General features: G+C 45.6%; 23 protein-coding genes and 1 other RNA gene. 4 read left to right on the top strand and 20 right to left on the bottom strand.

What is annotated here, in order from left to right; translation table 11 throughout:
* Positions 1-45: 45 nt before the first annotated feature.
* The 4 genes from CVV44_19685 to CVV44_19670 form a co-directional block, all read right to left on the bottom strand.
* Positions 46-945: a hypothetical protein gene (locus CVV44_19685; protein ID PKL35751.1), complete on the bottom strand. Its 900-nt coding sequence runs from the start codon at positions 943-945 to the stop codon at positions 46-48.
* A 179-nt stretch (positions 946-1124) separates the two neighbouring features.
* A complete protein-coding gene (locus CVV44_19680; GenBank protein PKL35750.1) occupies positions 1125-3077 on the bottom strand; it encodes a cytochrome C oxidase subunit II in 1953 nt (650 codons plus the stop codon).
* A gap of 424 nt (positions 3078-3501) precedes the next feature.
* Entirely contained in the window at positions 3502-4596 is a 1095-nt protein-coding gene (locus CVV44_19675) for a hypothetical protein (GenBank protein ID PKL35749.1), read from the bottom strand.
* A 135-nt stretch (positions 4597-4731) separates the two neighbouring features.
* Positions 4732-5481 carry a hypothetical protein gene (locus CVV44_19670; protein PKL35748.1) on the bottom strand — a complete coding sequence of 250 codons (750 nt, stop codon included), beginning with the start codon at positions 5479-5481 and terminating at the stop codon, positions 4732-4734.
* A gap of 181 nt (positions 5482-5662) precedes the next feature.
* Here CVV44_19670 and ssrS point away from each other — a divergent pair.
* Positions 5663-5844: non-coding RNA, 6S RNA (ssrS, locus tag CVV44_19665), on the top strand.
* Positions 5845-5860: 16 nt separating this feature from the next.
* On the opposite strand, the gene CVV44_19660 is transcribed toward ssrS, so the two are convergent.
* From CVV44_19660 to CVV44_19645, 4 genes are all read right to left on the bottom strand, one after another.
* Positions 5861-7453, bottom strand: coding sequence for a hypothetical protein (locus CVV44_19660; GenBank protein ID PKL35747.1), 1593 nt, complete (start codon positions 7451-7453; stop codon positions 5861-5863).
* Between the two features lie 185 nt (positions 7454-7638).
* A complete protein-coding gene (gene nifJ, locus CVV44_19655; protein ID PKL35746.1) occupies positions 7639-11166 on the bottom strand; it encodes a pyruvate:ferredoxin (flavodoxin) oxidoreductase in 3528 nt (1175 codons plus the stop codon).
* 212 nt (positions 11167-11378) lie between these two features.
* Positions 11379-12383, bottom strand: a complete 1005-nt coding sequence (locus CVV44_19650; protein PKL35745.1) for a 3-dehydroquinate synthase II — start codon at positions 12381-12383, stop codon at positions 11379-11381.
* The gene (locus CVV44_19645) at positions 12380-13144 is read right to left on the bottom strand and encodes a fructose-bisphosphate aldolase (protein ID PKL35744.1); all 765 of its coding nucleotides are present in this window, start codon (positions 13142-13144) and stop codon (positions 12380-12382) included. The genes CVV44_19650 and CVV44_19645 overlap by 4 nt, the downstream gene beginning before the upstream one ends.
* Before the next feature lie 215 nt (positions 13145-13359).
* Here CVV44_19645 and CVV44_19640 point away from each other — a divergent pair, with 215 nt between their 5' ends.
* Entirely contained in the window at positions 13360-14181 is an 822-nt protein-coding gene (locus tag CVV44_19640; GenBank protein PKL35743.1) for a hypothetical protein, read from the top strand.
* Between the two features lie 8 nt (positions 14182-14189).
* Here CVV44_19640 and CVV44_19635 read toward each other — a convergent pair whose 3' ends face one another.
* The 7 genes from CVV44_19635 to CVV44_19605 all read right to left on the bottom strand — a co-directional run bounded on the left by CVV44_19635 (position 14190) and on the right by CVV44_19605 (position 20760).
* On the bottom strand, positions 14190-15452 hold the full coding sequence (locus CVV44_19635; GenBank protein PKL35742.1) for a diguanylate cyclase response regulator: 1263 nt from the start codon (positions 15450-15452) through the stop codon (positions 14190-14192).
* A 168-nt stretch (positions 15453-15620) separates the two neighbouring features.
* Entirely contained in the window at positions 15621-16286 is a 666-nt protein-coding gene (locus CVV44_19630; GenBank protein ID PKL35741.1) for a hypothetical protein, read from the bottom strand.
* Positions 16286-16534, bottom strand: coding sequence for a carbon storage regulator (gene csrA, locus CVV44_19625; GenBank protein PKL35740.1), 249 nt, complete (start codon positions 16532-16534; stop codon positions 16286-16288). Before csrA ends, CVV44_19630 begins: the two co-directional genes overlap by 1 nt.
* Before the next feature lie 4 nt (positions 16535-16538).
* Positions 16539-17000 (bottom strand): flagellar assembly protein FliW, encoded by a 462-nt coding sequence (locus CVV44_19620; GenBank protein PKL35739.1) that lies wholly within the window; start codon positions 16998-17000, stop codon positions 16539-16541.
* A gap of 58 nt (positions 17001-17058) precedes the next feature.
* The gene (gene flgL / locus CVV44_19615) at positions 17059-18321 is read right to left on the bottom strand and encodes a flagellar hook-associated protein 3 (GenBank protein ID PKL35738.1); all 1263 of its coding nucleotides are present in this window, start codon (positions 18319-18321) and stop codon (positions 17059-17061) included.
* Between the two features lies 1 nt (position 18322).
* On the bottom strand, positions 18323-20230 hold the full coding sequence (locus CVV44_19610; GenBank protein ID PKL35737.1) for a flagellar hook-associated protein FlgK: 1908 nt from the start codon (positions 20228-20230) through the stop codon (positions 18323-18325).
* A 23-nt stretch (positions 20231-20253) separates the two neighbouring features.
* Positions 20254-20760, bottom strand: coding sequence for a hypothetical protein (locus CVV44_19605; protein ID PKL35736.1), 507 nt, complete (start codon positions 20758-20760; stop codon positions 20254-20256).
* 227 nt (positions 20761-20987) lie between these two features.
* Between CVV44_19605 and CVV44_19600 the strand changes: the two genes are divergently transcribed.
* Positions 20988-22196: a hypothetical protein gene (locus CVV44_19600; GenBank protein PKL35735.1), complete on the top strand. Its 1209-nt coding sequence runs from the start codon at positions 20988-20990 to the stop codon at positions 22194-22196.
* 7 nt (positions 22197-22203) lie between these two features.
* A complete protein-coding gene (locus tag CVV44_19595) occupies positions 22204-22485 on the top strand; it encodes a hypothetical protein (GenBank protein PKL35734.1) in 282 nt (93 codons plus the stop codon).
* Between the two features lie 12 nt (positions 22486-22497).
* On the opposite strand, the gene CVV44_19590 is transcribed toward CVV44_19595, so the two are convergent.
* From CVV44_19590 to CVV44_19570, 5 genes are read right to left on the bottom strand one after another with little or no spacing between them, the layout of a single operon-like run.
* A complete protein-coding gene (locus tag CVV44_19590) occupies positions 22498-23586 on the bottom strand; it encodes a hypothetical protein (protein PKL35733.1) in 1089 nt (362 codons plus the stop codon).
* 3 nt (positions 23587-23589) lie between these two features.
* Positions 23590-24282 carry a lipoprotein-releasing system ATP-binding protein LolD gene (locus CVV44_19585; GenBank protein PKL35958.1) on the bottom strand — a complete coding sequence of 231 codons (693 nt, stop codon included), beginning with the start codon at positions 24280-24282 and terminating at the stop codon, positions 23590-23592.
* A 24-nt stretch (positions 24283-24306) separates the two neighbouring features.
* Positions 24307-25614: a hypothetical protein gene (locus CVV44_19580; protein PKL35732.1), complete on the bottom strand. Its 1308-nt coding sequence runs from the start codon at positions 25612-25614 to the stop codon at positions 24307-24309.
* Between the two features lie 26 nt (positions 25615-25640).
* Positions 25641-26138: a hypothetical protein gene (locus tag CVV44_19575; GenBank protein ID PKL35731.1), complete on the bottom strand. Its 498-nt coding sequence runs from the start codon at positions 26136-26138 to the stop codon at positions 25641-25643.
* Positions 26138-26704 (bottom strand): AMMECR1 domain-containing protein, encoded by a 567-nt coding sequence (locus CVV44_19570; GenBank protein ID PKL35730.1) that lies wholly within the window; start codon positions 26702-26704, stop codon positions 26138-26140. The genes CVV44_19575 and CVV44_19570 overlap by 1 nt, the downstream gene beginning before the upstream one ends.
* Between the last annotated feature and the right edge of the window lie 13 nt (positions 26705-26717).

The following is a 26717-nucleotide window of genomic DNA, read 5'->3' as shown; positions in this document are numbered from 1 at the left end:
TTTTATCTCCACGTTTTTTGAGTTAACTATCACTATTAAATTAACCTAAAATAGATTGAGTACCTTGCCCACATCAATTTTCAGAAACTGTTCGTATCGCTGACTGGCGCCTTCAAAAAGGTACTTTTGCAACTTTGATACTCCCCGGATATTTTCGCCTGAAACCTGAAACAATATGGAATCACCATGTTTTACCTTTCCCCATTTAAACAGGGCGTTGATATCATTGATAACCTCGCCTTTATGATATATATGAACTTTCAGGTCAGGATATTTCACTGTGAAGCTTTCTATTATTTTTTTCCATGCTTCAACATTCCCGTTGTGGAACAGCTCATTGGAAACCTGCACCGCGTATTTGGGTGTAACATTGGTTTTGAGATTTTCAACCGGTACTTCTTTTTTTGGAGGAAGCTTCGGCTGAATAGTCTGATCAATAAAACTCTTATTTATAAAAACATCCTTGCCGGAGATCATTTCTTCAATGGCGTTTATCGCTTCAATTTCGATTTTTTTATCATCACTCTTCAGATACTTGGCATACACAACAATAAGCTGATCCTGTACCAGCTCCCTGGCTTTGCCCCAGGTCACAATATTCTTTGGATTAATCAGAAAAACTTTATCGCCTGGGTCATAGTATACAATAACAATATCCATACCGGTCCACTTAACCGTTTCATTTGCTATTTTTTCAAAATCCGAGATAGTGGCCGGAATCCCGCACGACTTATAGCTGTAATTATATTTATCCCTGATGACCGCTCCCACTATGGGCAGTATCTGGTCTTCATGAATATCCTCACTGTCGATTTCATTATTAATTATATCAGCCAGGTTGGCCCTGGATTCGATTTCTTCAACGACATCATTTACCTTGTAAAAATGCCGAAGAGCCTTATTAAAATTATTCTTCGATGCTAAAGAATAAAACGTTGTTTCCATATGACTACTCCTCAATTAGAAATCTTGAACATCTGCATTTTATACGCACAAACTTTTCAAGGATTGAATAATAATGAAATATATATTTTATTGCAAGTCTTTTGTTGCTTTTTACCGGTAATTCATAAAAAAAGAGGATGCCAAGGCATCCTCTTTTTTATATTGCTACACGATGTATTTTACAGTTCCTTCAGACCTGATCTCTTTTTCCCTGCTTTTGGCCTCGGTGAAAGGTCAACAGATCCCTTTATTTCTTCCGATCCTGTGGCATTCATGGAATATGCATTTTCAAAAAGATCCTCTGCAACTTCTTCGTCACCGAAAGACTGATCAATGTCGGCGCGAATTGTTGATCTCCTTCTGGAGTATGTTGCGAAGGCAGCATCGGCAAATCCCTTGGAAATACTATAGAGGAATTCATTCAGCACATTAGCCATACCTTTCAGCATGTACTGCTTACGCTTGATTGTCGTTATATCGATATCAAGAATAAGACCGGGCTGAATATGATGCGGGTTAACGATATAGGTGAACTCGTTGAATCTCTTTTCCATAAAACTGATCCGCTCATCGAGAATTACACGCTCAACGGGGTTCTGATATCCATGCATCTTCTGCAGCATATCATTGAGATAAACAAGCTTCCCTTTCAGGTTTCTGATTCTGTCTTCGTAAGTGCGGTTGTTCTTTTCAACGAAGGTATTTTCGTTGTACATCTCACCCACTTCATTCCAGAGAACAGCATCGGATTCTTCTTCCCTCATCTTCTTCTCGCGTTTCCATTCCTTGTTCATGATCCTGTTTGCAAGATCATCAAAATCCTTCAATGAACGGAATCGTTTCTTTGACTCGTAGTAAGCGTGAATAACTTCCCACAGTGCTGTGATTTCCATAGTGAAAGCAGCCATCTGTTTGTCGAATTCCTTCTTGGATTCCCTGAGCTGGTTCTGATCATAGAACTGCAGTCTCATGGCATATCGTTCGTCGGGAAGGATTGTTTTATCGGCCTCTTCGTACTCACGAATGTTGCATGTACGGGCGTTCTTCATATTATCACATACCTGATATCCCAGTTTACTGGTATCGAGGATTGATGTGATTGAATTAACAGCAGTGTTGTAACCCCTGTTCCTGATATTCTCTTCATCAATGATAAATTTGATATTTTCCCTGATGTTCAGAGGATCATACTCTTCCACATCGATCTCGGCGCGGAGTCCTTCGATCTTGTCAAGAAAACGTTTTGCCATGATGGTATAACGCTTTGACTTCTCATCATCTTTTTCGTCATCGGTGAAGTTTTCTATCCGTTTGATCTTCTCAAACATCTTCTCACTTGCAGAAAGCTCATTTCTTCCCTGGTCTACCAGTTCATCATTAAACTGCTGAACCTGACGATCAATAAGATCCTGAATGTGCTTCTGGATTGCATCCTTCATAAGAGCTTCAACAGTTGTCTGATAATGATACATGGGGCTGATGAGCTCACTGTCCAGTATGTTTATAGATAATTTTACATCATAAACATATTTGGGCCTCAGTTCATTATCTTTAAAGACGCATTTGAGGATTGCGTAGGCGTTTTCGCCACGAACAAATGCACCAACATCTGTTTTCTGCCGGAGAATTGCATTCGTATCAACTTCGAGGTCGTTTACTCCCCTTTGAATATGTCCCTGCAGGTGGCCATACATATTAACTATTGATTTCTCAATCTCACCGGTATGAAACTTGTCAGCACCGCCGATTTTATCGAGAATTTCAATGATTTCTTTCGGTGTGTATCGAGCCAGACCCTTGGCTTCCTCACGATCGACGAAGTCACGTACTTTCTTTACAAATTCGTCTTCCATGGTCACCGTGTAGCGGTTGAACATGTTAACATAGGTCTGGTTAACGTAATTATAAAGCTTCTCTTTCAGGCCACCCATAACATCCAGCTTTTCAAGGACATCGGCAGGCAGTTTATTCATTATTGAATTCAACACCTTATCGGTGGTTTCCTCAAGAATAAGCTTTGCCTCATCAACCTTATTTCGCCCTTCCTGAGCAAGAGATTCCCTTGAACCGACAGCACTGGGAATTGTAGGGTGTACCTTGTTTGGACTTTTGGGGAATTGAGTTATCGACATCTAAGAATCCTCCTTGTTTTACTTAAAAACACTTATTCGTTTCTTAATTTCTCTGAATTTTTTGAAGATAGAACACGATTTGTTTTCAATAGTATATATAAAAATATAAAATATTAAGCAAAGATATAGTAATACATCACAAAATGTCAAGATATATTTTACAGTAGATTATTAAGTTTTAATTAAATTTTTATATTAGAATAACTATTTATAGTAATTATTATTCTAATAGCTATATCGACAGGACAATTCTCTTTATTTAATTAATGAATTGTCCTCAAAGCCTGCCCGCTGCTTGCCGACAGAATACATTTTTGCCAAATTTGGTCCGAAATCATGTAAAAATCAGAATAATATACTAAAATTATCCTGATTTGAAAATATTTTTTTGTAATATTTTTATCTTTTTTTGAAAAAATTGTATCTACACAATAAAATATTTGAAAGTGAAATTTTTTGCCTGGAAAATATCCCCATCTTCGAGAAATTCTCCCGTTTCCCTGTTTTTGAATTCAATTGCGTAGTCCTTACCGCCTCCACGGATAGCCATTTTCACTTCCTTTGCCGGTCCACGGACAGCTGATATCACAATCGGGCTTTTGCCTTCAAAATCACGTATATTGAGATGACATCCCAGTGAACTTCCGATAACAATATCCTTGGCCAAATACTTGGTCAGATCGAAGTTCTCAATATTGGGATTGATGAGTTCATTGTTCCAGTATTCGAGCCTGCCTGATACTTTCAATTCCGAAAGTTTTTTAAAATAATACAGAATACCTATAAGGCCGGCAATGACCAGCAGCGCGATAAGCAAAGGAAAAAGAATTCCTCCATATGAGGCTTCTTTTCTCTGAACTTCTTCTATCCCTTTATCAACAGGCATTCTGCTGTCAACATCAATTATTTCAGTCTTTTCACTTACTACTTTCAACTCTTCTTTTAATTTTTCGCGACGGGAAGTCAGCTGTTTATCTTTTTTAAGGTCACTGTAATTGACAAAAAATATCCACCAGTCCTTGTCCTGAAAACGTTTTGAAATCTTTTCAATGTTGAGATGTTTAGTGCTGTATGGCGGCGGATCATCAATCCCGTCGGTCATTACCACAATGACAACCTGCCGGTCTTTATCTTCATTTTGAAGGGTCTCGGCCTTGCTGAAGACCGCATCGATCATCGCATAGGTGTGAGTCCACTTCCCTTTAACTTCGGTGGAATTTATATACTTTTTAAGAATATCGCGGTCATTCTGGTCATCAACCATGACCGTGGGATACGCCCTCACCTCGGTATCAAAGGAGATAAAGGTCACCTGATCGCCATCTTCAAGCTGATCAATATAGCGGGCCACACTCCCCTTTACTTTATCGAGAATATTCTTTCCGCCATACCCCAGCATGCTTAAAGAAGTATCGAGTACGAGAATGACATTTTTGCTGCCTTTCGCATATATACTCTGATTGCACAGTATAAGAACAGTACACAAAACAAGTGTATTCAGTATTCGAGCTATTTTCATTTCTGATAACTCCTGCTTTTTTGTTTGGCTGTTACCATTTTAATATTTATGCAAAAAAAAACATGTGTCAAGTAGTTTATTTACGATGTATATACAATATTGTATTTATCGCATGTCGCAACATTAAATCCGCTTTCAATACTGTTTGTATGTCTTTTCAGTTTTGATGTATTTCCTGAAATCAAGATCCTCTGTTCTCTCAGTCTCCAGGTATTCCGCCATCAGAATAAAAAACCACATCATTGTATCACTTTCCGTCTCGAGGCTGATGAAACTGCGGCTTTCACGCCAGTTTTTAATCACCACGCCCCTGTTCATTACCATAAATATATCAAACTCGAAATCGGCATCAATATTATTATTGATATAGTAGTTCAGGATATCATTTTTAAGGTCCATCATGCCATGATCAGCTGTTCCGGCAATAATAAAGGCCGGGATCTTAAATGCTTCTTCTTCAGTCCCGGCATATTTGCTGATTTTTTTTATGCCCGATACGCGATTTAAAACATCCTGGAGAGTCTTCTTATCGAGATGGGGAACGACAAAACAGGCACCGTGAATCAGTTCAAAGGGAACATATCCTCCCATCATGTTGACAATGTCCCGGCAATATGGGCGATAAATCAGCAAATCCGCTCCATCGGGAGAGAATCCATTGGTATCGATGGGTTTTGCATTGGAAATAGACAGATAGGAGGGGATAATGCTCTCAAGTTTTTCCTGCAGGGCCTGCATGTCCAGTTTCACCGCTGCTGTTTTTGCCACAACCCCTTTCCCGGCAGTTTTTTTTGCCGCAGCCCCTTTTTTTGTCGCCGTCTTTTTTACAGATCCCGTTGATTTTAGAATCTTTGCGTGAAAATCCTGAAAATATTTACTCAGCATAACCAGAACTCCTCTTAAGGCCTTTTATGTATAAAAATTTGATTTATGATATTACAACGATTAGGGAACTAATCATATGGAATGAGATACGATTCATTCTGATCGTTTTTCAACAAATTAGCCTTCATGTCAATTACTTAAAAAAATTGTTGCCAAATTTAGCAGATATTTTCTGCTGTAAACAAGCCTGCGTTGCACGTGATAGACATGTCGTATTTTTGAGCCAATACTATACGACAGGGATCCTTATATCCGGACTAAAAGATCATGCTTCTTCGCGGAGTAGATCGGATTTTCCGTGCGGGAACCCACCTGGTTAACCAGGTTCAAAAATCCTTTTCTACACGGCATCGCGGGCCTTTTTTATTTCCCGCCACGATTATTGCCCTGCATCGGAGAGCCTCACGGCAAGTTCTTCCGACATGTCCTTAAGATCCAGTGCGCTTTTATGGATGCTTTCCGTACTGACCAGGTTATCCTGCACTTTTTCATTGTTATTCTGTATAGCACGTGCAATGTCATCCATAGCCTGGCTTTGTTCATTCATGGATGATTTTATAAGATGGGATTTTTCTTTTACTGCTTCTGCCTTCCCGGTCATTACTTCTTTCAGCTCATTCAAGCCCATGATCTCCTTCATGGTGTCCATGGAATCGGACTGTATATTCTGCAGGTCCTCCATGAGCTTGCCGATGTACTGTACAATCCGGTCAATTATAGCGCTGCCGTTCTTTACATCCGCACGATTCCTGTCTATAATTGCCGTTATCTGTCCCAGTTCCTTGGCGGAATTATCGGACAGTTTGCCGATCTCCTCGGCCACAACGGCAAAGCCGCGGCCGTAATCCCCTGCACGGGCCGCTTCTATCGAAGCATTGAGAGCCAGGAGATTTATCTTTTCAAAAAATTCCTCTATTATATTGACCACGCTGAGAATATCATTGGAGTTTTCGGATATTTTCCTGTTTATCTCCTCCAGCGCCGTCGACTCATTTTCACCTTCCCTCGCCCTTGTCATTACCGATACGAATGTCTGGGAAAGTCGCCTGCCCGATTGCTCCAGCAATTCAACGGAACCTGTGAGGGAGGAAAGATCGTTCATCAGTTCCTCAACGGATGAATTCTGTACCAGCGCTTCATGGTTTACGTTGGTGATATTTGCAGATATCTCCTCTATTGCCGATGATATTTCCTCCATGGTAGCCGCCTGGGACTGGGCGTTATCATTAAGCTGATTGACACTTGCCAGATTGGATGTTATTGCCGTATCGAGTTCAATACCGGCTCTCTTCAACGTCCCCACGAGATTCCGTATTATGCCCAGCTGTTTATGGTTTTTTTCCGATTCACTGTCGCTCAGGTCAACGGCGCGCTGCAGGAACCTTGCAGTGGAATAACATATCACGTAAATTATTATAACCGTAAGATTGGAATCAATATTGGCGGTTTTTATAACTGCAAGATCAGTTGCATCGGTTATGACTTTTGCGCTTGTTACAATGTGGACAATATGGCTTATCACATAAACCGCTGTTATCATAAAAGAAATGAATGTGGGTGTATAAAATGCAGCAAAAACAATTATCATAATCATGACATAGCCGAATGAAGCAATGGCCATGAGAGGTTCGCGGGCAAAATAAAAAAAAGTATCGGTTATAACGGCTGTTACTGCGATGATGGTGGCTCCAACGCCGGACCTGCCCCGTATTATAAAATAAAAACTTATGGCGTTGAAAACAAAGAAAGGAGCAATAAAGAGAAATGTAACCATGAATCTCTTGAAACTCACTGCAAGAAATCCGAAGGGAAGGAGAATCAGCATGACAGTGTAAATTGCCAGGAGAACAACAAGAAATTCGGCCTTTTTTCGGTTCAGATATTCATTCTCATCATACCTTCTGAGTACGAACCCCATAAGTCTCCCGTAGCTTTTATTCATGTCATCACCCTGATTATTTTTTTTCTTCATGATACTATGCTGTCAGAATAAGGAAAAGAAATTTTTTATGTATATTTAGATTTATTTTTATAAAATAACCAAAGCAAAGAGCAGGATATTCCATCAACTGTCAGATACCAATAGAGGCGGTGCATAAAAAAGGCCGTACGGTTTTATCCGCACGGCCTTTTGTCCGTTCATTCAATACAATGTGCTCAGTATTTCATTTCAACAAAACGTTTGTACGTATTGTATCTCAACAGGGCATTATTCTGGGCTGTCTTGAAGAGTTCCTCAGCAGCATCGGGAAATTCTTTTTTAAGAGATGTGTAACGGACCTCTCCCATGAGAAATGACTGGAATTTATCCCACTGCGGTTCTTTCGAGTCGAGGATAAAGGGATTCTTCCCTTCCTTTTCAAGAAGAGGATTGTAGCGCCAGAGGTGCCAGTATCCGCATTCCACGGCAAGCTTTGATTCCATCTGGGATTTACCCATTCCTGCCCGCAGTCCATGGTTGATACAGGGGGAATAGGCAATAATCAGCGACGGTCCGGGATAAGCCTCGGCCTCCTGGAGCACCTTCAGATAATGTGCCTGATTCGATCCCATTGCCACCTGGGCCACGTAAACATAGCCGTATGACATGGCCATGACTCCCAGATCCTTTTTGCGAACCTGCTTGCCTGCTGCGGCAAATTTTGCTATGGCTGCAGTCGGTGTGGCCTTCGATGACTGACCTCCCGTATTGGAGTATACCTCCGTATCAAGAACGAGTAAATTTATATCGTCTCCGGAAGCCAGAACATGATCGAGTCCGCCGTATCCTATGTCATAGGCCCAACCGTCTCCGCCGATAGCCCATACCGACCGCTTGACAAAATATTGTTTTAACTTAAAAAGTTCCACAGCCGTTTGGTTCTTTTCCTTCTCAAGAAGCGGGAGCAGTTTTTTCGAGGTTTCCTTCGAACCTTCACCGTCATTTTTATTTTCAACCCACTCCTTCAGCGCCGTCTTCAGTTCGGCTGAGACATTTTCCTCAATACACTGAACTGCCAGACGTTCAATACGATCGCGCATTTTTTCCGCCGCCAGAGCCATACCGTATCCATATTCTGCGCAGTCTTCAAAAAGTGAACTGGCCCATGACGGACCCCTGCCCTCACTGTTGATGCAGTATGGCGTTGATGGAGCCGAGGCTCCATATATTGATGAGCATCCCGTGGCGTTTGCCACCATCATCCTGTCTCCATAGAGTTGGGTGATGAGCTTGATATAGGGAGTCTCGCCGCAGCCGGCACATGCTCCCGAATATTCAAAGAGGGGCTGGCAGAACTGGCTCCCCTTGACGGTATTCTTTGCCATGAGTGTGTCCTTGTAAGACACATTTTTAGCGAAGTAATTCCAGCGCTCATTTTCGACCATCTGCGAATCCAGAGATTTCATAACCAGGGCCTTTTCCTTGGCGGGACACACCTCTGCGCAATTGCCGCAACCCGTGCAGTCCAGGGGACTGATCTGTATCTTGAATTTGTGGCCTTCGAGCCCCTTGCCCTTGGCATCGAGAAGCATCGTTCCCTTGGGGACACCCGCTACCTCTTTCTGGTCAAGCAGAAAAGGACGTATTACGGCATGGGGGCATACATAGGCACACTGGTTGCACTGAATGCAGTTGTCGGGAATCCATTCCGGAACATGCACGGCAATTCCGCGTTTTTCATAAGCGGACGTGCCCGGAGGAAATGTTCCATCGGGGAAATCACTGAATACGCTTACGGGAAGAAGGTCGCCCTCCTGCCGGTTCATGGGATCAGCCACATCCCTTATAAAGTCAGGCACATCCTGTCTGACCCGTTCGTCTTTTGCGGGAATGTTTTTCCATTCCGCGGGAACGGGAATCTCCAGAACGCCCTCGCCTCCCCGGTCAATGGCGGCATTATTCATATTAACAATCTGGTCGCCTTTTTTGCCATAGGTCTTTTTAATGGCATCCTTCATGTTTTTCACGGCCTCTTCATAGGGAATGACGCCGGAAAGCCTGAAAAAGGCGGCCTGCATTATGGTGTTCGTTCTTGTCCCGAGACCGATCTCCTCGGCGATCTTTGTCGCGTTGATTATATATAATTTAATCTCTTTTTCTGCCAGGTATCTTTTCACTGTTTCAGGAAGCCTGCTCTTTGTCTCCTCCACATCCCATATACTGTTGAGCAGGAAGGTGCCCCCTTTTTTTAATCCACGAAGCATGTCATACTGATACAGGTATGCCGGAACATGGCAGGCCACGAAATCCGGTGTCGTAATCAGGTATGTGGATTTAATAGGCTTTTTCCCGAAGCGAAGGTGTGAAATGGTGATACCCCCTGATTTTTTTGAATCGTAGGCAAAATATGCCTGGGCGAACATATCAGTATTATCACCGATGATCTTGATGGAGTTCTTGTTGGCCCCCACCGTTCCATCAGAACCGAGTCCGTAAAACTTGGCTTCGAAGGTTCCGGCAGGAACGACACTGACAGCCTCGGGCGTAGGGAGCGATGTGAAAGTAACATCATCGACAATGCCGATGGTGAAATTGTTTTTCGGTTCAGGCAGCTTCAGATTTTCAAAAACGGCTATGATCTGGGCCGGGGTCGTGTCCTTGGAGCTGAGTCCATATCGCCCTCCCACGATGAGGGGAGCATTTTTTTTGTTATAGAATATATCACGCACATCAAGATAGAGTGGTTCACCGTTTGCACCGGGTTCCTTTGTTCTGTCAAGAACAGCAATCCTCTTTGCCGTCTCGGGAAACGCTTTCATAAAGTAGTCCGCCGAAAAGGGACGGTACAGGTGCACCGATATCAGGCCCACCTTTTCTCCCTTGCTTACCAGGTAATCAACAGTTTCCGTGATGGTTTCAGTAACGGAACCCATGGCAATTATGACGCGATCGGCATCGGGTGATCCGTAATAATTAAAAGGATGATATTCCCGGCCGGTAATTTTGCTGATCTCCGTCATGTACTGCGCCACGATATCGGGAACTGCATTGTAATAGGGGTTAGCCGCTTCCCTCTCCTGGAAATAAATATCGGGATTCTGCGCGGTACCCCGGGTCACGGGATTATCTGGGTTGAGGGCCCTTTTCCTGAAGGCAGCCAGGGCTTCCTGATCGACAAGTTTTTCCAGGTCAGCATAATCTATCAGTTCAATCTTTTGTATTTCGTGGGACGTACGGAATCCATCGAAAAAATGCATGAAGGGTACCCGGGACTTCAGTGCCGCCAGGTGTGCGATGCTGCCCAAATCCATGACCTCCTGAACTCCACCGCTGGCAAGCATGGCAAAACCGGTCTGCCGGCATGCATACACATCGGCCTGATCACCAAAAATCGAGAGGGCCTGGGCTGAAAGGGATCGGGCAGTCACATGAAACACGCCCGGCAGCAGTTCGCCTGAAATTTTATACATGTTGGGGATCATGAGCAGCAATCCCTGCGATGCAGTAAAAGTTGTAGTCATGGCTCCCGTCTGGAGGGATCCATGCATGGCACCGGCCGCTCCCGCTTCGGATTGCATTTCCACGACTTTTACGGTCTCTCCGAATATGTTCTTCCTGCCGTACGCTGCCCATTCGTCAACATGTTCGGCCATTGGCGAAGATGGTGTAATAGGATATATCGCGGCAATTTCCGTAAAAGCATATGCCGCATGGGCCGCTGCCATATTTCCATCCATTGATTTCATAACCTTTTTTTCCGCCATGTAAAACTCCTTACATTCGATAGTTTTTTTATATTTTTTAACCGATCCTGTCTCAATGCATCAAAAACAGAAACAATATACAGAAAATATCACCTTGTAACAATTATCAGAACTATGGGGATGGATTACAAAAAATGTAACAATCCCTCCAGAAAAGGGCAAATTATTATTGGTATTCTATCACAAGTACGTTTTTTTTCAACAAAAAAAATTCATTGTTCACTTATTGTCTCATCCACGGCCATACCGAAATGCCGGGCACATCCCTCGATAAAGCCAAGCACTTTATCACCGGGCTTCAGCTCAACCACGCTGAGCGGTTCACCCCCGGGAGATGTGAGACGGATGGTTTCGGCGTTCTGAAGAACGACGGAGTGCTCCTCCCCGTTCTCATCCGCAGCGTATACTACCAGCATGGGTCTTTTTTCGATCTTGGACCTTCCCACATATACCGTGTTTGTTTTACCAGAACTTCCAATAATCTGCACGGGATCGCCGGTTTTCAGCTCGCCCAGGTACCGTGTCCGGTCACCGGGAACCCTCACATAGGAATGAACGGCGCCGGCATTGACCCTGAAAGGCCGCGGCGCAACATAGGGATTTTCCACATTTTCGGCATGAACAAGAAAAAGGCCCCTGCTGGAATTCCCCACAAGAAGGCCCTCGCCGGTATTCAGATTGCTGCAGGTATCAACACATACACGGTCACCGATTCCTATGGTTTTAACACCTGTTACGGTCAATTCAACAAGATCAAAGTTTTCCGACCCGAGGTCCCTCACATATCGTACGACGCTGCCGATGTCTGCCGCGTCCATTGTTTCCAGCACGATTCCGGCAACTCCCTTTTCCATTATTCCCGTGGAGAGTTTGACGTCGTCCATATTTCGGACAAAGGCAAAAAGACTGTCTCCTCCCTGGGGGATAAGATTTTCTATGGGAATAATTTCCCAATCCGTTGTCCGAACAACTACTATCCTGCTCTTCAGAGCCTGGGCAACACGGTTCTCGTCGCTTTTATTTCCTATGGCGATTATTTCTACATCCTCGGGAATTTTCAGGTCTCCGACACCGGGAGCGACGACCGTTATCCTTCCCAGTTCCCGCACGCGGGGTGCCAGTTCCGCCGTGGTAAGTATGGCGTCAACACCGTTCTCGATGGATTCGGTTACCAGGTCCTTTTTCCATTCAGACAGATGCAACCAGCATTGCTTCATAATTTAATACCATGCACGATGGATGCTATCTGCCTCACTATATCTTCAGGGTTATCGTGCTGAAAAATATTTCTGCCTATTGAAACTCCGGCTCCCCCTGCGCTGATTGCTCCCTGAACCATCTCACGTATTTCATCATCGGTTTCCATTTTCTCGCCGCCGGCAATGACAACCGGGACGGGACAGCCTTCAACCACTTCATGAAAAGTTTCGGCCGAACCGGTGTAGCTGACTTTCACTATATCGGCGCCCAGTTCGGCACCCACTCGCGCAGCGTGCTTGACGACTTTGACATCATATTCATTCTGTATTTTGGGTCCCCTGGTATACATCATGGCAAAAAGGGGCATTCCCCAGTCACGGCATGAGCGGGATATTTTGCCCATGGCATAGAGCATATCCGATTCCGTATTGGCTCCCAGGTTCACGTGGATTGATACGGCGTCAGCTCCCAGGCGGACAGCCTCTTCAACACTGCAGACAATGGTCTTGGCATTTGAATCAACGGCCAGGGATGTGCTGGCCGAGAGATGGACGATGAGACCGATATCCTTCCCTGAGCTCCTGTGCCCGCTTTCAACGAGTCCCTTGTGCATGACGATGGCATTGGCCCCTCCCGATGAAACACGGTCGATTGTCTGAGGTATATCGATTATTCCGTGAATCGGTCCTACGGTTACACCGTGGTCCATAGGCACAATAATAGTCTTATGAGTATTCCTGTTGAGAATTCTTTCAAGACGAATTTTTTTTCCTATCATGATACAGCACCCGATTATTATTAGATTCAGCCGTCAGACGTCACATTACAAAGCCTTTCATGTCCGTCAAGTAAAAAGATATTGCGGATATTTGCAGGAGAAAATAATTTTTGATTGATTTGTATCATGTTTACAGTAAAAATTGAGACATGGAATACTTCCGGCCCACATGTAACACCATAAAGGGGCCGGGTTCTTTAAACCGGAAGGGCTCTATGCATAAAAATCCCATGGAAATAACCGATGCCGATTATACGCGCTTCTGGCAGGACAATATTCAGAAGCTCGAGGAAATCAGCGGCAACCTGGACATCCTGGTCAACAACCTGGAGCTTGAGTACTCTCACTTCGAAAGCATCTACTCGAAGATCGAACTGGATATAGATATCCTCTCTTCAATATATGCCGGCATTAATGCTCTTCGGGGACATGAGTACATACTCAAGCTCAATGCTGTGATAAAGGAATACCGACGACGTTATACGCGTGATGGCATCGATTTTACCCTTATAAACTTTCTCATTTCAAAAATTAATGAACTACGCGATGAAAGCGTCAGTTATTTCCCCGGCCTCGAGCATGAAGAGAGAAAAATATCATCCATTACGACGGGATCACAGGATTATTCCCGGTTGCTCAGCCGTCCCTACAAATGGATTACCTTCGAAAGAAACCAGTCCTGGTTCATGACTCCGTTCAGCGATATTACCATTGTTCCCATGGAAGCATGCACTATATATCTTAAAGATGAAAAAGATTTTTTTACTCTTACGCTTAACGATGCTGATTATTGCGGCCGCGATATCTTCTCCGAGTTCTACAAAAATGCGCCCCTCCCATCCTTCTTCCTGATCATCGACAGCGGAACACAGGTCTATGCCGCAACGCGTATAGGGAAAAAAATATATGCCGGGGTCGACTTTATATCCGCCCGAATCGCCCCGTTCCGGCAGATCCGCCGCACCCCCCTGGCCGGCGGACGCGTAAAAATATTCGGGAAAAACCATATTTATCTCACCAACCCCCGGACAGAATAAACAGAAATTCATCGAACGATGATATTCCGCCCCTGATCTTTAGCCTGGTAAAGACAGCGGTCAGCCTTTTCAACGAGCTGCAGCGCATCCTCTTCATCGTTTTCCACCACACCGCCGCTGATGGTAACCTTCAGATCCTCCGTATCAAATACAAGCATCTCTATTCTTTTTCTCACACGTTCGCAGATTATATATGCCCCATCAAGCCCGGTTTCGGGAAAGATGAGTATAAACTCCTCTCCGCCATATCTGCCCAGGATATCCACATCCCTGAGTTCACCTTTCATTACGGCAGCTATGGTTTTCAGAACATGGTCGCCTGTCTGATGGCCGAAATTATCATTTACAGACTTGAACCAGTCCACATCCATCATGGCTATGGAGCATCTCCTTTTATACCTGCGCCTTTTATGTATCTCTTCCTCGAGACGCCGGTAAGAATAATTATGATTATAGAGCCCCGTAAGCCCATCGGTAATGGCCATCTCCCCCAGGAGCTTATTCTTGTTCTCGATTTCGCTCATAAGAAGAAATGTTCTCACATGGGACATGATTTTGGCCATCAGCATGTTGGCATCCAGGGGTTTCATCAGGAAGTCATCGGCCCCGGCAGTGAGTATATTCGATATTGCACGATAATTATCTATTGTGGATATGGCGATTATCACACAATTCCTGTTCTGTTTTCGCACTTCAAAAATTATCTGATCACCGGAAATCCCCGGCAGAATGATATCGATTAAATATACCGAATATGCCGTTGCAACTTTTAAGAACTCACCTGGATCGGTGAAATAATCCGCCGTTAAAATGCCATGATCCTGAAAAATCCGTTCAATATAATTCAGTGATACGACACTGTCGTCCAGGACAGCGATTTTCATATTCATAAGCTTCTGCTTGATGCCGTCATCCTGCTTGAGTTTGTCGATGTAATTAAGTATCTGATTATAGGATATGCCCTTGGGCATAAAATAGGATATGCCATGGGAATATACTTCCGTTCTGAATTCCAGTGAATCATTGGATGAAAGCATGACAACGGGTATATGGGCATATTTACTGTCATGAAGTTTATCAATGAATTGAAAACCGTTCCCGTCATCGAGTTCATACGATGTAATTATCAGGTCGATCTCTTTTTCCTCGAATATTTTGAACGCATGTGCCATGGTAAAGACAGGCGTATAAAATATTCCCTTTTCCGAGAAAGCCTTTTCAAAAATAGTTATAAAAACAGTACTATTGTCGATGTGGAGCACATTTTTCATCGCCGACCATTTTACTTTATAATAATATAGCAAACCAAGGGTTGTGGTAAGATTGTACTACAGGATGTGCCCGTATGTCAATATGCTAAACGCAATTTTGATCTTGCGGGAGAAACCGGCACCGCTTAACAGGCCTGATTCCCACTCAGTCTCCCGTATGGCAGGGTATTATTGATAAAAACATGACAGGGCAAAAAGAAATTGTGCAGGACCGTAGGTTGCCCAGGTGATGACCGAGCTGTGAGGTATTTTCTTTTTAAAGGCATTGTAGGCAAGACAGGTATCGGAGATGGCAAAGAGTGCGCCTCCAATAGCTACGAGGATCCCGGCAGGATTGCCGTTACCCAGATGTGAAAAGGCAAAATATATCATTAAAGCCAGCACAACGCTGTACACAAAGACCGGAATTCTGAGCTTTCCACCATGGCGCCCAATGCGATAATAAAACAGTATCACGCTCGCTAACAGAAATGCGCCGATTACGGCATTCCACGGCTGAAACTGATACCCGACCGAGAAAGCGAATATGTACACGACATGGGCAAGGAGAAAATATACGATTCCGTATTTCAGGAGGTCTATTTCTACAATCATCAGCATAACATCGGCTATCATTGAAAGCATTAATGCGGTAATTATAAGTATACTGTACCGGTCAATGCCGGTATACCATACCGCCATGATTACCATCCCGGCAAGCATTGCCGGAATGGATGGCGTGAGCAGATATTTCAGGGGAAGAATATTCCTGAATGTTACGTACTCCCTGGCCAGAAAAACAATGGCAAGGGGTATGAACAGGTATATCAATGGCTCATGGATAATATATTTCATTATTTTTTATTCTTATCCTTCGGAAACAGATCTGAAAGATCCCGCAGTTTGGCAGGGTCGAACTGCGATTTGACGGCCTCTATATTCTGTCCCTTGATTTCATCGTAAATCTCTTTCCTGTGGACAGTCACTTTTTTAGGCGCCTTGATACCGAGCTTTACCTGGTCGCCCTTTATATCAATGATGACGACTTCGATTTCATCGCCAATCATGATGCTTTCATTCAGTCTTCTCGCCAGTACTAACATGCCCTCACCCCCCAGCCTCGGATGTTTTTTCCATCTCATCCAGAATTCTGTGACGGACATGATATTTATCACTGAGGGAAATAGCCTGCCTGCCGAGCTTTTTATCGGGATTTATTATAACGGGCCCCTGAAGGTTTGCCGTCATATCCGATGGGTTGGCGGGTATTGTCACAATGGCAAGAACCAGGAGCCCGTCGGGTTTTTCAGTTCCCACGGCTTCCAGGTCATTCTGCGAAATGACCAGTTCATACACACTGAGAAAATCCACTGGCCTGATCACGACAAAGGCCAGATCAGGTTCATCGAAGGCCTGAAGCCATTTAAATGGAGATCCTGAATCATCTGAGTCAATCAATACAAATTTTTTGATGTAATCAAATCCCAGAATCCCTTCGGGAAAATCAACGATCTGTTTCTCGTTGATTTCCATGTCCCCATAGGGTCTTGTTTTTATTATCATTCCCAATAAAAATACCTCTCAATAATTATTCTGACGCGTAACTATTCCTCGGGACACCATATACTTATCTGAGAAAATCCATCAGAGTGGGCATGATTGACTTTGCCCCCACCGACAGGGCATACTGGTGCACCGTCTCCAGCCATTTAAAATTCATGATCTCCTCGGCATAATCGACACCCTCCGATTTGGCTATCATTTCCAGAACGGTCCCCTTCTCATATTCCGATCTCCGGACCAGTTCCTCGGACCTGCTCTGCTTGGCCCCCACGGCAGCCACATGGCGGAGCACGTTGTCCAGGGCCATATCAATGAGGCCCAGATCGCGACCGCCCACCAGTTCCTGATCGCCCCTGATCAAGTCGTCCCTGAGGGTTATCACGGCCTCAAAGATCGACATGCCGCCCACAGTGACCGTAGGTGACAGGTTATTGGGTGGATGGGGAAAATTGGTATTGACCATTCCCAGGTCCTGGAGAACTTTACCGCTGCCCATATCCTCGAGCCATATCTGGTGGGGCGAAGTGGTTTCCATGATCAGGTTGTTTCTTCCGCCCTTGGAGGCACGGACACTGATCCCGGCATTATTTATCTTATCTATGATGATGTCAATATTGTCACCGGCCGAAATATTTATTTCCGTGCCGTCGATACGGAGGCTCTGATTGGCCGATACCGCATATCCCGTAACATCCTGGTTGGAGGTAAGGATCTGGTTAGTGGCCCAGAAGATTTCATTCCCCGGGACATTCACCGACATATATTCGCCCTTGGCGATTTCCCTCATCATTTTACCCGTATTTCCCCGGTACTCCACGCCAATCATGGCATCGCCCTGGTTCCCTGCAGTCAGGGTCTGGTAGATTGCAACAAAGGGATTGGGCTGATCTTCAGTCCCGGTCTGATGCCCGCCGAAAATAGGGCGGCCCGTGGCTCCCTTGGTGTTGGCGATGTTGACCAGTTCCTCCAGGAGCTGATTGATTTCCGTGGCCGCGGCTTCTTTTCTCTCGAAGTTTGAATAGATACCATGGGCACCCTGGACAGTGAGGACCCTGAGCCGCTGGAATATTCTCAGTGTCGACTGAACCGCCGTATCGACTTCATCGAGCCGGGATTTTCCTTCATCTATGTTCTTGATGTACTGTTCCACCTCGGTAAGCCTGGAGTTGTACAGCATCTGGTTTGTGGCGGCAATTGGATTATCCCGGGGCATCTGCACGTTTTTTCCCGTGGCAAGCCGGTTCTGCGAGGCATCCATTTCAGTCTGGTGCCTCTGCAGGTTATACACCATGGTGTTATTAATCATATGATTTGTTATGCGGTTCATGTTATGCACCCATCCTGTTTATAATCGTATCCAGCATCTGATCCATGGTATTGATGACCCTGGCAGCGGCATTGTAGCCGTGCTGGAACGCCACCATGTTTGCCATTTCCTCGTCGAGGTTTATGCCCGATACGGATTCCCGGAGATTGGTAAGATTTTTCAGAAGCGTTTCCTGGTTTTTTACACGATCCTTTGCCTCTTCCCCCTGTGTTCCTATCTGGGATACGAGTGCGACATAAAAATCGTTAAATGTCGTATTGTTGTCAACCATGCCATTTTTATGCCTGAGATGGGCGAGCCGGAGGGCATTGGTTCCATCTCCGATGCCATTGCCCGTGTTAACATCGCCCGTGCCGCCCACATCCCTGCCCTGGGCTGCAGCTATTTTATCTACATCATTAACGATTGAATCGGCAATCTGCATGTAGGAAGCCGGGTTGAATTTCGGAGCGATGGTGATATGCTCACGCGACGGAAGAAATTTTGCGATGTCATTCAGCCGGCGGTAATCAAAGGAGCCCTGGGGCCCGCTCTGCTTGAGTATGCCGGAGAAACCCACGAGAAACTGTCCCGAATCCTCCAGGTGCCGAATCATGAAGTTCTTCTTGTCCACATCCTTCGCCACGGTGGCCTTCATGGCCAGCTGGCTGTTATGATCCAGGTAGGCTACTACTCCCACCTTGGCGTCGTTTATTTTTTTAATGATGGAATTGACCGTGTCCTTGCTGTTGTAATCGATCTGGGCAGTCGATTCCAGCTCATCGTTTGTGACAAAGGTGAGGGTTCCCGTGATGCCTATTGCCGCCGATGCGTCGAGCTTGTTTGAGCCGGCGACCTTGAAAATGGCCGATACATCATCGACCCCGTCATTGTTCAGGTCAAAGTTACCTTCGGTATTATCACTCACCAGCATGTGCTTGAAAAAGTCCGCGTTGGTTTCACCGCGTCTGCCGAATCCGTCGCGGTGTACTTCATTGGTCATGTCCACGAGGTTTATGGCAAAGGAGTTCATATCGTTGATATTCTCACGAAGTATTTTATCCCGCACTTCTATGAGTCCGTAAATCTCACCGTTCTTGATAGTGACATCCCGTCCGCTCTCCTGCCAGACTACCTTGAACATGCCGTTATTTTCCATGTCCATCTTAGCCTCCAGGGGATGAAAAATCTCCCCCTGGACCAGATTTTCACCGCTGATATACACGAAAACCTCGTCCTTATCGTTTCTTCCCACGGACACATTGACAATTGTAGATAGTTTTTCGATGAGGGCGTCCCTTCGATCCTTCAGGTCATTGGGATTGTCTCCCAGGGCCTCGGCCTTGAGTATGCGCTCGTTCAGGTCGCGAACGTCTCTGGCGTACATATTTATCTGGTCAACCCGGTGAGCAACCTGGCGATTGGCATTGAGACGGAGGTCATAGAGCTGCCGATAGACAAGGTTTACCTCGTTTGAAAGATTCACCGCCTTCTGCTTCACCACCTCCCTTGTTGAACGCTCCTCGGGATATTTTGACAGCTCTTCCCATGACTGCCAGAGTTGGTCCAGCTTGCTCCGCACCGATTGATCCGACGGCTCATTATAGACAGCCTCGATCTGGTAAACAAAATCGTTCTTGGTCTGCCAGTAACCCATGGTGTTTTTCTCGGTAATTATCCGGTCATCGATAAAGGCATCGCGGATTCTCTCCACCGATGCTACAACGGATCCCTGGCCGATGTTTCCCGGCGTGTTGGCCCGGTTCAGGGCAGGAACATAGAGTGGGTCCGCCGAGGTTATCACCACCCTCTGCCGTGAATATTCCTTGTTTTCGGCATTTGATATATTATGCCCCGTTACATGAAGGGCCTGTTGATGGGACATGAGTCCCTTTTTTCCGATTTCGAGTCCCATGAATGTTGAATTCATAATGTATCCTCCTGGGCCGTCTCTTATGCTGTTTTGTTAAATAGAAGTGAACCGGCCGTCTTGCTGTTTTCCTTGCCCGCGCTGTTGTATCCGGCCTGTATGGACGTGCTGTTTCGCAGCCCCGACATGAGCATATTAAAAAAATCAATATTATCCTTGATCAGTATTTCGTTGGTATGCTGCAGATTGCTGAGCCGCCTGAGGGTATTCTTCAGGTCCATGCCAAGCTGCCTGAAATGACGGGATGAACCCTCATCCATGAGCCGTACTATCTCCTGCAGTGTAACGGTTCCCGAAAGGTCCTGCAGGTTGTTAATGCGGATATAATCCTCTATTACCCGATCTCGTTTTTTTTCCAATACGGAGAGATTTTCCAGTAGTTTTTCCTGTATCAGGGACAGCTTTTCAAGCTGACGTCCGTCTCTGTCCAGGATGGCGCCTTCTTTTTTCTCTTCAAGAGCGTATATTTCTTCATAAATCTGTTTTTCATCGTTAAGAATTGCTTCCAGGTCTATAACGGGCTTCATCATGTGGTATCCCTCCGTGGATTTCCGCAAATAGTATATGAATGCTCAGTAAATCTATCGGTCAGATGTAAATTTTTGATAAGAAATAAAGTTATATCACCGATATAACTTTTCCTTTCGTAACAAATCATCATCATCCATGACTTAATTAAGTGAAATAATATTGACATTTGCCCTCATTCCTCTTTTACTTAAACAAATCTCAAGGGCCAAAAGGAGAAATCACCGAAATGAACACAAAAAAAGCCGCAATACTGCTATTCTCAGCGCTGTTTTTATTTTCATGCGCATCCAAGGACAAAAAAAAACCCGATTCTGCAGCGGGTGACAAACCCCCGGTTTTCAAGGGAGAAGTCATGGAGCTCTACTATCCCTCGGGAGCCCTTCTCGGAAAAGGAGGATTCAGCAAAATGACCGAAGCGGGAACGGAAAAGGTCCTGAAGGAAAACGAATGGAGCTTCTATTACGAAGACGGCAAAGGAACCCTGGTGAAGCAAAAGGGAAATTTTAAGGCCAACAAACAGGAAGGCCCCTGGATTTCCTATTTTAAAAGCGGAAAAATCCAGGCCGAGGCCGTCTATGGCGGCGGCAAGCTCAACGGCCTTGTCACTACCTATGATGAAACAGGCCTGAAACAGTCGGAAATTTACTACGTCGACAACAAGGTAGCCGGAGAGAAAAAAACCTACTTCCCCAAAACTAAAATAACACAGAAAATTGAACACTACCTGGCGGGAAAGAAGAACGGCATCTGCCAGGAATTCTACATGGACGGCAAGTTGAAGTTGTCTTCATTTTATAAAGATGACAAGCTTCACGGAGCCTGGTATGAGAACTATCCCGACGGCAACAAAAAAATGCTGGGACAATATGCCGACGGCATGAAGACCGGCACCTGGACCGTATACCATGAAAACGGCAAGAGAAAAATGACGGGGAAATTCATCAATGATAAGATGGAAGGCCTCTGGCAGACATTTACGCCCGAGGGAACCCTGGAATCGGAAGGCCCCTATGTTGACAACTCCCAGAAGGGGATATGGAAGTATTATGAAAAGAACGGCAAGCTAAAAATACGCTATACCCTTGAAGGCGGCATGGCAAACGGCACGGGCTGGATTTATGAAAACGGGAAGCTCATCGGCGAGGGGAATTTTACGGGCCTGCCCCACAACGCTAAGATCAACGGTACATACAAGGAATACTATCCCAACGGAACAGTCAAATCCGAGGGTGAATACATGCTGAGCAAGAAAACCAAGGCCTTCAAGGAATACTATCCCACGGGAGCTCTCATGGCCGAGGGAGAATATATGAATGACAAACGCAACGGCCTGTGGAAGTTCTACCAAAAGGACGGAAAGACCAGGGACCAAGAGCTTTCAGGCTACTACATGATGGGGACCCTGAATAAAAAGCTGACCCCGGCCGATTTCTGACGGACCCATGAATGAAATAAAAGAATTTTTTTTTACTGCAAATATCACCACGATCCTGAAGTGGGTGATAACCATCCTGGTGTCGGGATTTATCGCCCACTTCGGAAGAATGCTGGCCGAACATCTTATCAATCGTTCCAAGCGAAACAAAATAAATCACGAAGAAAATTCAGGTGCGGGGGAAAACAAGTCTCCTGCTCCTGCGCCATTGACAGCGCCTGAGAGTAACGGGAAGCTGGAAAAGAAAATGATGAAGGCCGGACTAAAGAAAGAGAAAAAGAAAAAGTAATGGAACGGGCTGTCAGATGCCGGCCTGGTCGAGATATTCCTCCACATTAGCCCAGCTTGTTTTATCCATCTGGTTGACTTCCATGCCCACCTTTATCACGCCGCCTTCCATGAAGGTTATGTTGCGTATAACGGCTCCAATTACGGCCCTTTTCTGGGTAGGAAGCATGGTTTCAAAGCTGATGGTGCTGCCCTTCCTGAAATAACCCGTGAGTCGCCGGTCCTTGAAGACAATACCCAGACCGCTGCGTGAGATATCGGAAACCAGGAATTTGGCATTGATAGGGGTAAAAATAGTGTTTTTGATGAACAACTGATCGACAATAATGGCCATCCTCTTCACGACCTCGAATATACCGTCGCTCATGGCCGAGGAATTATTTACCTGGATGTATCCATAAGGAATGAGTTTCCGGAACATGATGGGCACCGTGGCCTCAGACACATATTTGTGCCCCCGGTTGAGCTGAAAATCCTTTTTATAGATCGTGTTCAGGTAATTATTGAAAGCCTCCTCCTGGTCCGGCGGCGGCTGGCTGTTCAGGTCGGGAATGTATATGTATTTCCTGGTAGCCAGGATATATTTCAGGCGCGAGTCATTGATCCCGGCTGCTATAAAGTTTATTCTGACATTCTCAAACTTCTTTTTCAGTTCAAACTCGGCAATCTCGATGATTTTCTCCACTTTCTTGCTCTGCATGCTGATGGCGTTCTGTATCACCGTATCGGATATGATATCATAGATGTAGAGCACGGTTTTTCCGCCCCCATCGTCGCCAACAAGCTTCCGGTCTTCCTTCCGTGATTCAGCCACGACCTGGATTTTCACCGGCACGAAAACAAAGGTATCCTCGTTTTTTTCAAAGAATTTCAGGCTCGCATAAATTGTATTGGTGCCATGGCGCGTCTGCACGGTTATTGTATCAGGTATGTTTTTTACCGAGGGGATGCGGAACGCCACATGGTCATTGCTGATACCGAGAAACTGCAGCAGCAGGTTGCCGTTCTTTGTCCGCAGGTATACTTCATTCCCGGCAAAATAGGTATTGAATATATGAGGGAAATGCTCCCTGTCGGTTATTGTTTTAATAACATCTGCCATATTTCACGGTTCCGGGACGGGGTGCTCCACGGGATTCATAATCTTTCCGTCTATGATTGAGATAGTCCGCTCCGTCCGCGAGGCTATGCTCATATCGTGGGTCACGATGACGATAGTGGTGTTCCGCTCCCTTCCCAGGTCCAGAAGGATATCCGTCAGGTTCTGGGAATTGGCACTGTCCAGGCTCCCCGTGGGTTCGTCGGCCAGGATAATTTCCGGTTCACCGATGATCGCCCGGGCAACGGCCACGCGCTGGCACTCGCCTCCCGACAATTCCGGCGGTTTATGGTGGGCGCGATCCGAGAGATTGAACCTCTCCAGAAAATACATGGCCTTCTCACGAGCCAGTTTCTTTTTTTCGCGCCGGATGAGTAGGGGCATCATAAGGTTTTCCACGGCGGTGAATTCCGGCAGGAGATTGTGGAGCTGGAATATGAAACCTATGTGTCTTCCCCGAAAGCTGGAAAGCTCATCCACGCTGAGATGAGACACATATCTGTCGAGTATTTTCAGTGTACCGTTCTGGAAGCCGTCAATACATCCCACCAGGTTCAACAGCGTTGATTTTCCCGCGCCCGACGGACCCACGATGGATACCACTTCACCGCGATTAATGGAGAAGGATACGCCCTTGAGCACCTTCAGGGCGCTGTGACCGTATCCGTAGATCTTCTCTACATTCTCCGCTTCTATTATTACCTCTCGTTCCACATTTCCTCCTTATTCATACCTTATCGTTTCCACGGGATTCTGCCGTGAGGCGTGCCATGCCGGAAATATGGCTGATACCGTGGCGAGGAAAACAGCGAAAATGGCAATAAAGGCCACGAACTCGGGTTTAACCTCCGTTGGGATGGAATCAATATAATATACATGGGTGGGGACGATGGATATTTTATAAAATATACCAAGATTGAAAGCCTGATAGATTCCCGCCATAACGGCATTGATGCTTTTTTCTATCCAGAGAATAATAGCCTCCAGATTAAGCGAAGCCGCAAGACCGGCTATGACGCCCGTTACGGCACCGATCACCCCGATGAGAAAGCCCTCCATGATAAAAATAACCATGATAGAGGTGGGCCTGGCTCCCATGGACTTGAGGATGCCGATGGCCTTCCTCTTTTCCATTACAACCATGACCAGGGTTCCCATAATGGTAAATCCCGCCGAAATGATGACCAGGAAAAGAATGATGGTCATGATGAGCTTCTCCAGCTTCAGGGCGTAGAAAAGGTTCTGATTCTTCTCCTCGGCGGTCATAGTCACGTACTGAAAACCGATGACTGACTGGATTTTGGACGAAATTCTGTTGAGCTGGTTATAAACATCTTTAACCTTGATGCCGATACCCCAGGCCACATTTCCCACCTCAAAGAGATTCTGCGCCTCAGCAAGAGACATGATGACAAGCTTTGTATCAAAATCATAGTATCCCGTTTTAAAGAATCCCAGTACCTTGAACCGTCCAATACCGGGTGTCACTCCCTCCGTAGCCGTGAGCTGACCCCGTGGAACGATAATTTCGATATACTGGTCCCTCTTTATATTATAGTTCAGGGCCATTTCAGAGCCGATATAGACGCCCTTTTTAACGGCAAAATCATCGCCGCCCTCGGTAATAAATTTTTTAACTTCGGCCGGGACATTTCCCCGTGAACCCATGCCCCTGATCATGACATAGCTGATATAAGAATGATGCCGCAGGAGCCCCTGCCCCTGGATGAAGGGATTAACGGAAACAATACCGTCGATACTCCTGATGCGCTCCCCCAGGCTGTTGTATTCGGTGATGGAATTACCTTTGATATCGCCATAGATATTGCTCACGGTGATATGGGAATCTACATCGAGAATTTTATCCTTGATCTGGGCCTGGAAACCGTTCATGACCGAAATAACCACGATGAGGATAAAAACCCCGATTCCCACAATGAGCACGGAAAGAAGCGTATTAAAAGAGATGAAACCCTGGCTCTTTTTCGATTTCAGATACCTGAAACCGATGAACAATTCATATAATTTCATTATATAATTCCTGGCATGTATTTGTTCTACTCCTGAGGAATATGCATGAGGGTCCTGTTGGCCATGAGCCAGCCTTCCTTCTTCCTCTCGCCTTCAACAAACCTGATAAAAAAAACCTCACCCTTGATGGGATGCTGCACTTTTCTGTCCCTGCGCTGAACCTGTTTGCATTCAAAAACCACATTTCTCTTTATAAAAGAATTATCGTCAGGGTCCTTCTTTATATCCTTCTCCGAAAGGGGGCCGATAGTTACCACCGAAATGCCGCTGAGATAGAAATCCCGGTACATCTCACGGAATACATCCTTTTCCTTGGGATAGGCCTCGCATTTCCGGTATTCAAAGTAATCCAGGCGTTCAATGGCACCGGCCCATTTTCTTAAAATAATTTCCGGCTCGAGAAATTTCTCCTTCTTTTTGCATGAAGGTAATACCACTACAAAAAGCATGAAAATGACAACAACTTTTTTCATATCGCACCTGCTCATTGATATTGTCTTATTTATACGGAAGGGAGAAACCACTATATCAGGCCAAGTTCCTTTTCGCCGAAGACCTGCGCGGAAAACTTTTCAATTTTCGTGGCTGGATCCTTCCAGGCGTTCCCGGGAAGCCCGGCCTTGTAGCAGGTATGCTCCAGGAACTGCGGCAGTTCCCATCCCTGCTCCGTGGCGACCTGTGGAAGAAGAAGTCCCTGGTGAGGTCCGCGGGAAATAATGATGCCGTCGCGTCCCACCGTGATATTCTTAACGTCACGTACCTCCTCAATAGGGGAAAGGACCGATATTTCAATATCAATGCCGGAATATTCGCCTTTAGACAGGGGACGAAACCGCGGGTCCCTGAATGCCGCCGACAGGGCCATCTCCTGTATAGTCTCCGGTATGGTTTTCATGCCGATTATATACCCGATGCATCCCCGGAGATTTCCCCCGATATGAAGCGTAACAAAGGCACCGCACTTTTCCAGGAAAACAGGGTGGGAAAAGTCGCCCGATGCTATTTCGCATTCAACGCCCAGCTGGTCCGCTATGGTCTTCCGTGCGAACCCCAGTAAGGCGATCTGCTGTTCACGATTCAAGTCCTCCATGGAGTCCTCCTTA

This window comes from Spirochaetae bacterium HGW-Spirochaetae-1, from assembly GCA_002839375.1.
In the GTDB taxonomy this organism is placed as follows: Bacteria; Spirochaetota; UBA4802; order UBA4802; family UBA5550; genus PGXY01.
The sequence above is the reverse complement of the archived record's forward strand: the minus strand, read 5'-3'. Positions and strand labels throughout refer to the sequence as shown.

Excerpts from the sequence above, each read along its gene's own strand:
- CVV44_19685 (PKL35751.1), bottom strand. The coding sequence starts at position 945 with ATGGAAACAACGTTTTATTCTTTAGCATCGAAGAATAATTTTAATAAG.
- CVV44_19680 (PKL35750.1), bottom strand. The coding sequence starts at position 3,077 with ATGTCGATAACTCAATTCCCCAAAAGTCCAAACAAGGTACACCCTACA.
- CVV44_19675 (PKL35749.1), bottom strand. The coding sequence starts at position 4,596 with ATGAAAATAGCTCGAATACTGAATACACTTGTTTTGTGTACTGTTCTT.
- CVV44_19670 (PKL35748.1), bottom strand. The coding sequence starts at position 5,481 with ATGCTGAGTAAATATTTTCAGGATTTTCACGCAAAGATTCTAAAATCA.
- CVV44_19660 (PKL35747.1), bottom strand. The coding sequence starts at position 7,453 with ATGAAGAAAAAAAATAATCAGGGTGATGACATGAATAAAAGCTACGGG.
- nifJ (PKL35746.1), bottom strand. The coding sequence starts at position 11,166 with ATGGCGGAAAAAAAGGTTATGAAATCAATGGATGGAAATATGGCAGCG.
- CVV44_19650 (PKL35745.1), bottom strand. The coding sequence starts at position 12,383 with ATGAAGCAATGCTGGTTGCATCTGTCTGAATGGAAAAAGGACCTGGTA.
- CVV44_19645 (PKL35744.1), bottom strand. The coding sequence starts at position 13,144 with ATGATAGGAAAAAAAATTCGTCTTGAAAGAATTCTCAACAGGAATACT.
- CVV44_19640 (PKL35743.1), top strand. The coding sequence starts at position 13,360 with ATGCATAAAAATCCCATGGAAATAACCGATGCCGATTATACGCGCTTC.
- CVV44_19635 (PKL35742.1), bottom strand. The coding sequence starts at position 15,452 with ATGAAAAATGTGCTCCACATCGACAATAGTACTGTTTTTATAACTATT.
- CVV44_19630 (PKL35741.1), bottom strand. The coding sequence starts at position 16,286 with ATGAAATATATTATCCATGAGCCATTGATATACCTGTTCATACCCCTT.
- csrA (PKL35740.1), bottom strand. The coding sequence starts at position 16,534 with ATGTTAGTACTGGCGAGAAGACTGAATGAAAGCATCATGATTGGCGAT.
- flgL (PKL35738.1), bottom strand. The coding sequence starts at position 18,321 with ATGAACCGCATAACAAATCATATGATTAATAACACCATGGTGTATAAC.
- CVV44_19610 (PKL35737.1), bottom strand. The coding sequence starts at position 20,230 with ATGAATTCAACATTCATGGGACTCGAAATCGGAAAAAAGGGACTCATG.
- CVV44_19605 (PKL35736.1), bottom strand. The coding sequence starts at position 20,760 with ATGATGAAGCCCGTTATAGACCTGGAAGCAATTCTTAACGATGAAAAA.
- CVV44_19600 (PKL35735.1), top strand. The coding sequence starts at position 20,988 with ATGAACACAAAAAAAGCCGCAATACTGCTATTCTCAGCGCTGTTTTTA.
- CVV44_19595 (PKL35734.1), top strand. The coding sequence starts at position 22,204 with ATGAATGAAATAAAAGAATTTTTTTTTACTGCAAATATCACCACGATC.
- CVV44_19590 (PKL35733.1), bottom strand. The coding sequence starts at position 23,586 with ATGGCAGATGTTATTAAAACAATAACCGACAGGGAGCATTTCCCTCAT.
- CVV44_19580 (PKL35732.1), bottom strand. The coding sequence starts at position 25,614 with ATGAAATTATATGAATTGTTCATCGGTTTCAGGTATCTGAAATCGAAA.
- CVV44_19570 (PKL35730.1), bottom strand. The coding sequence starts at position 26,704 with ATGGAGGACTTGAATCGTGAACAGCAGATCGCCTTACTGGGGTTCGCA.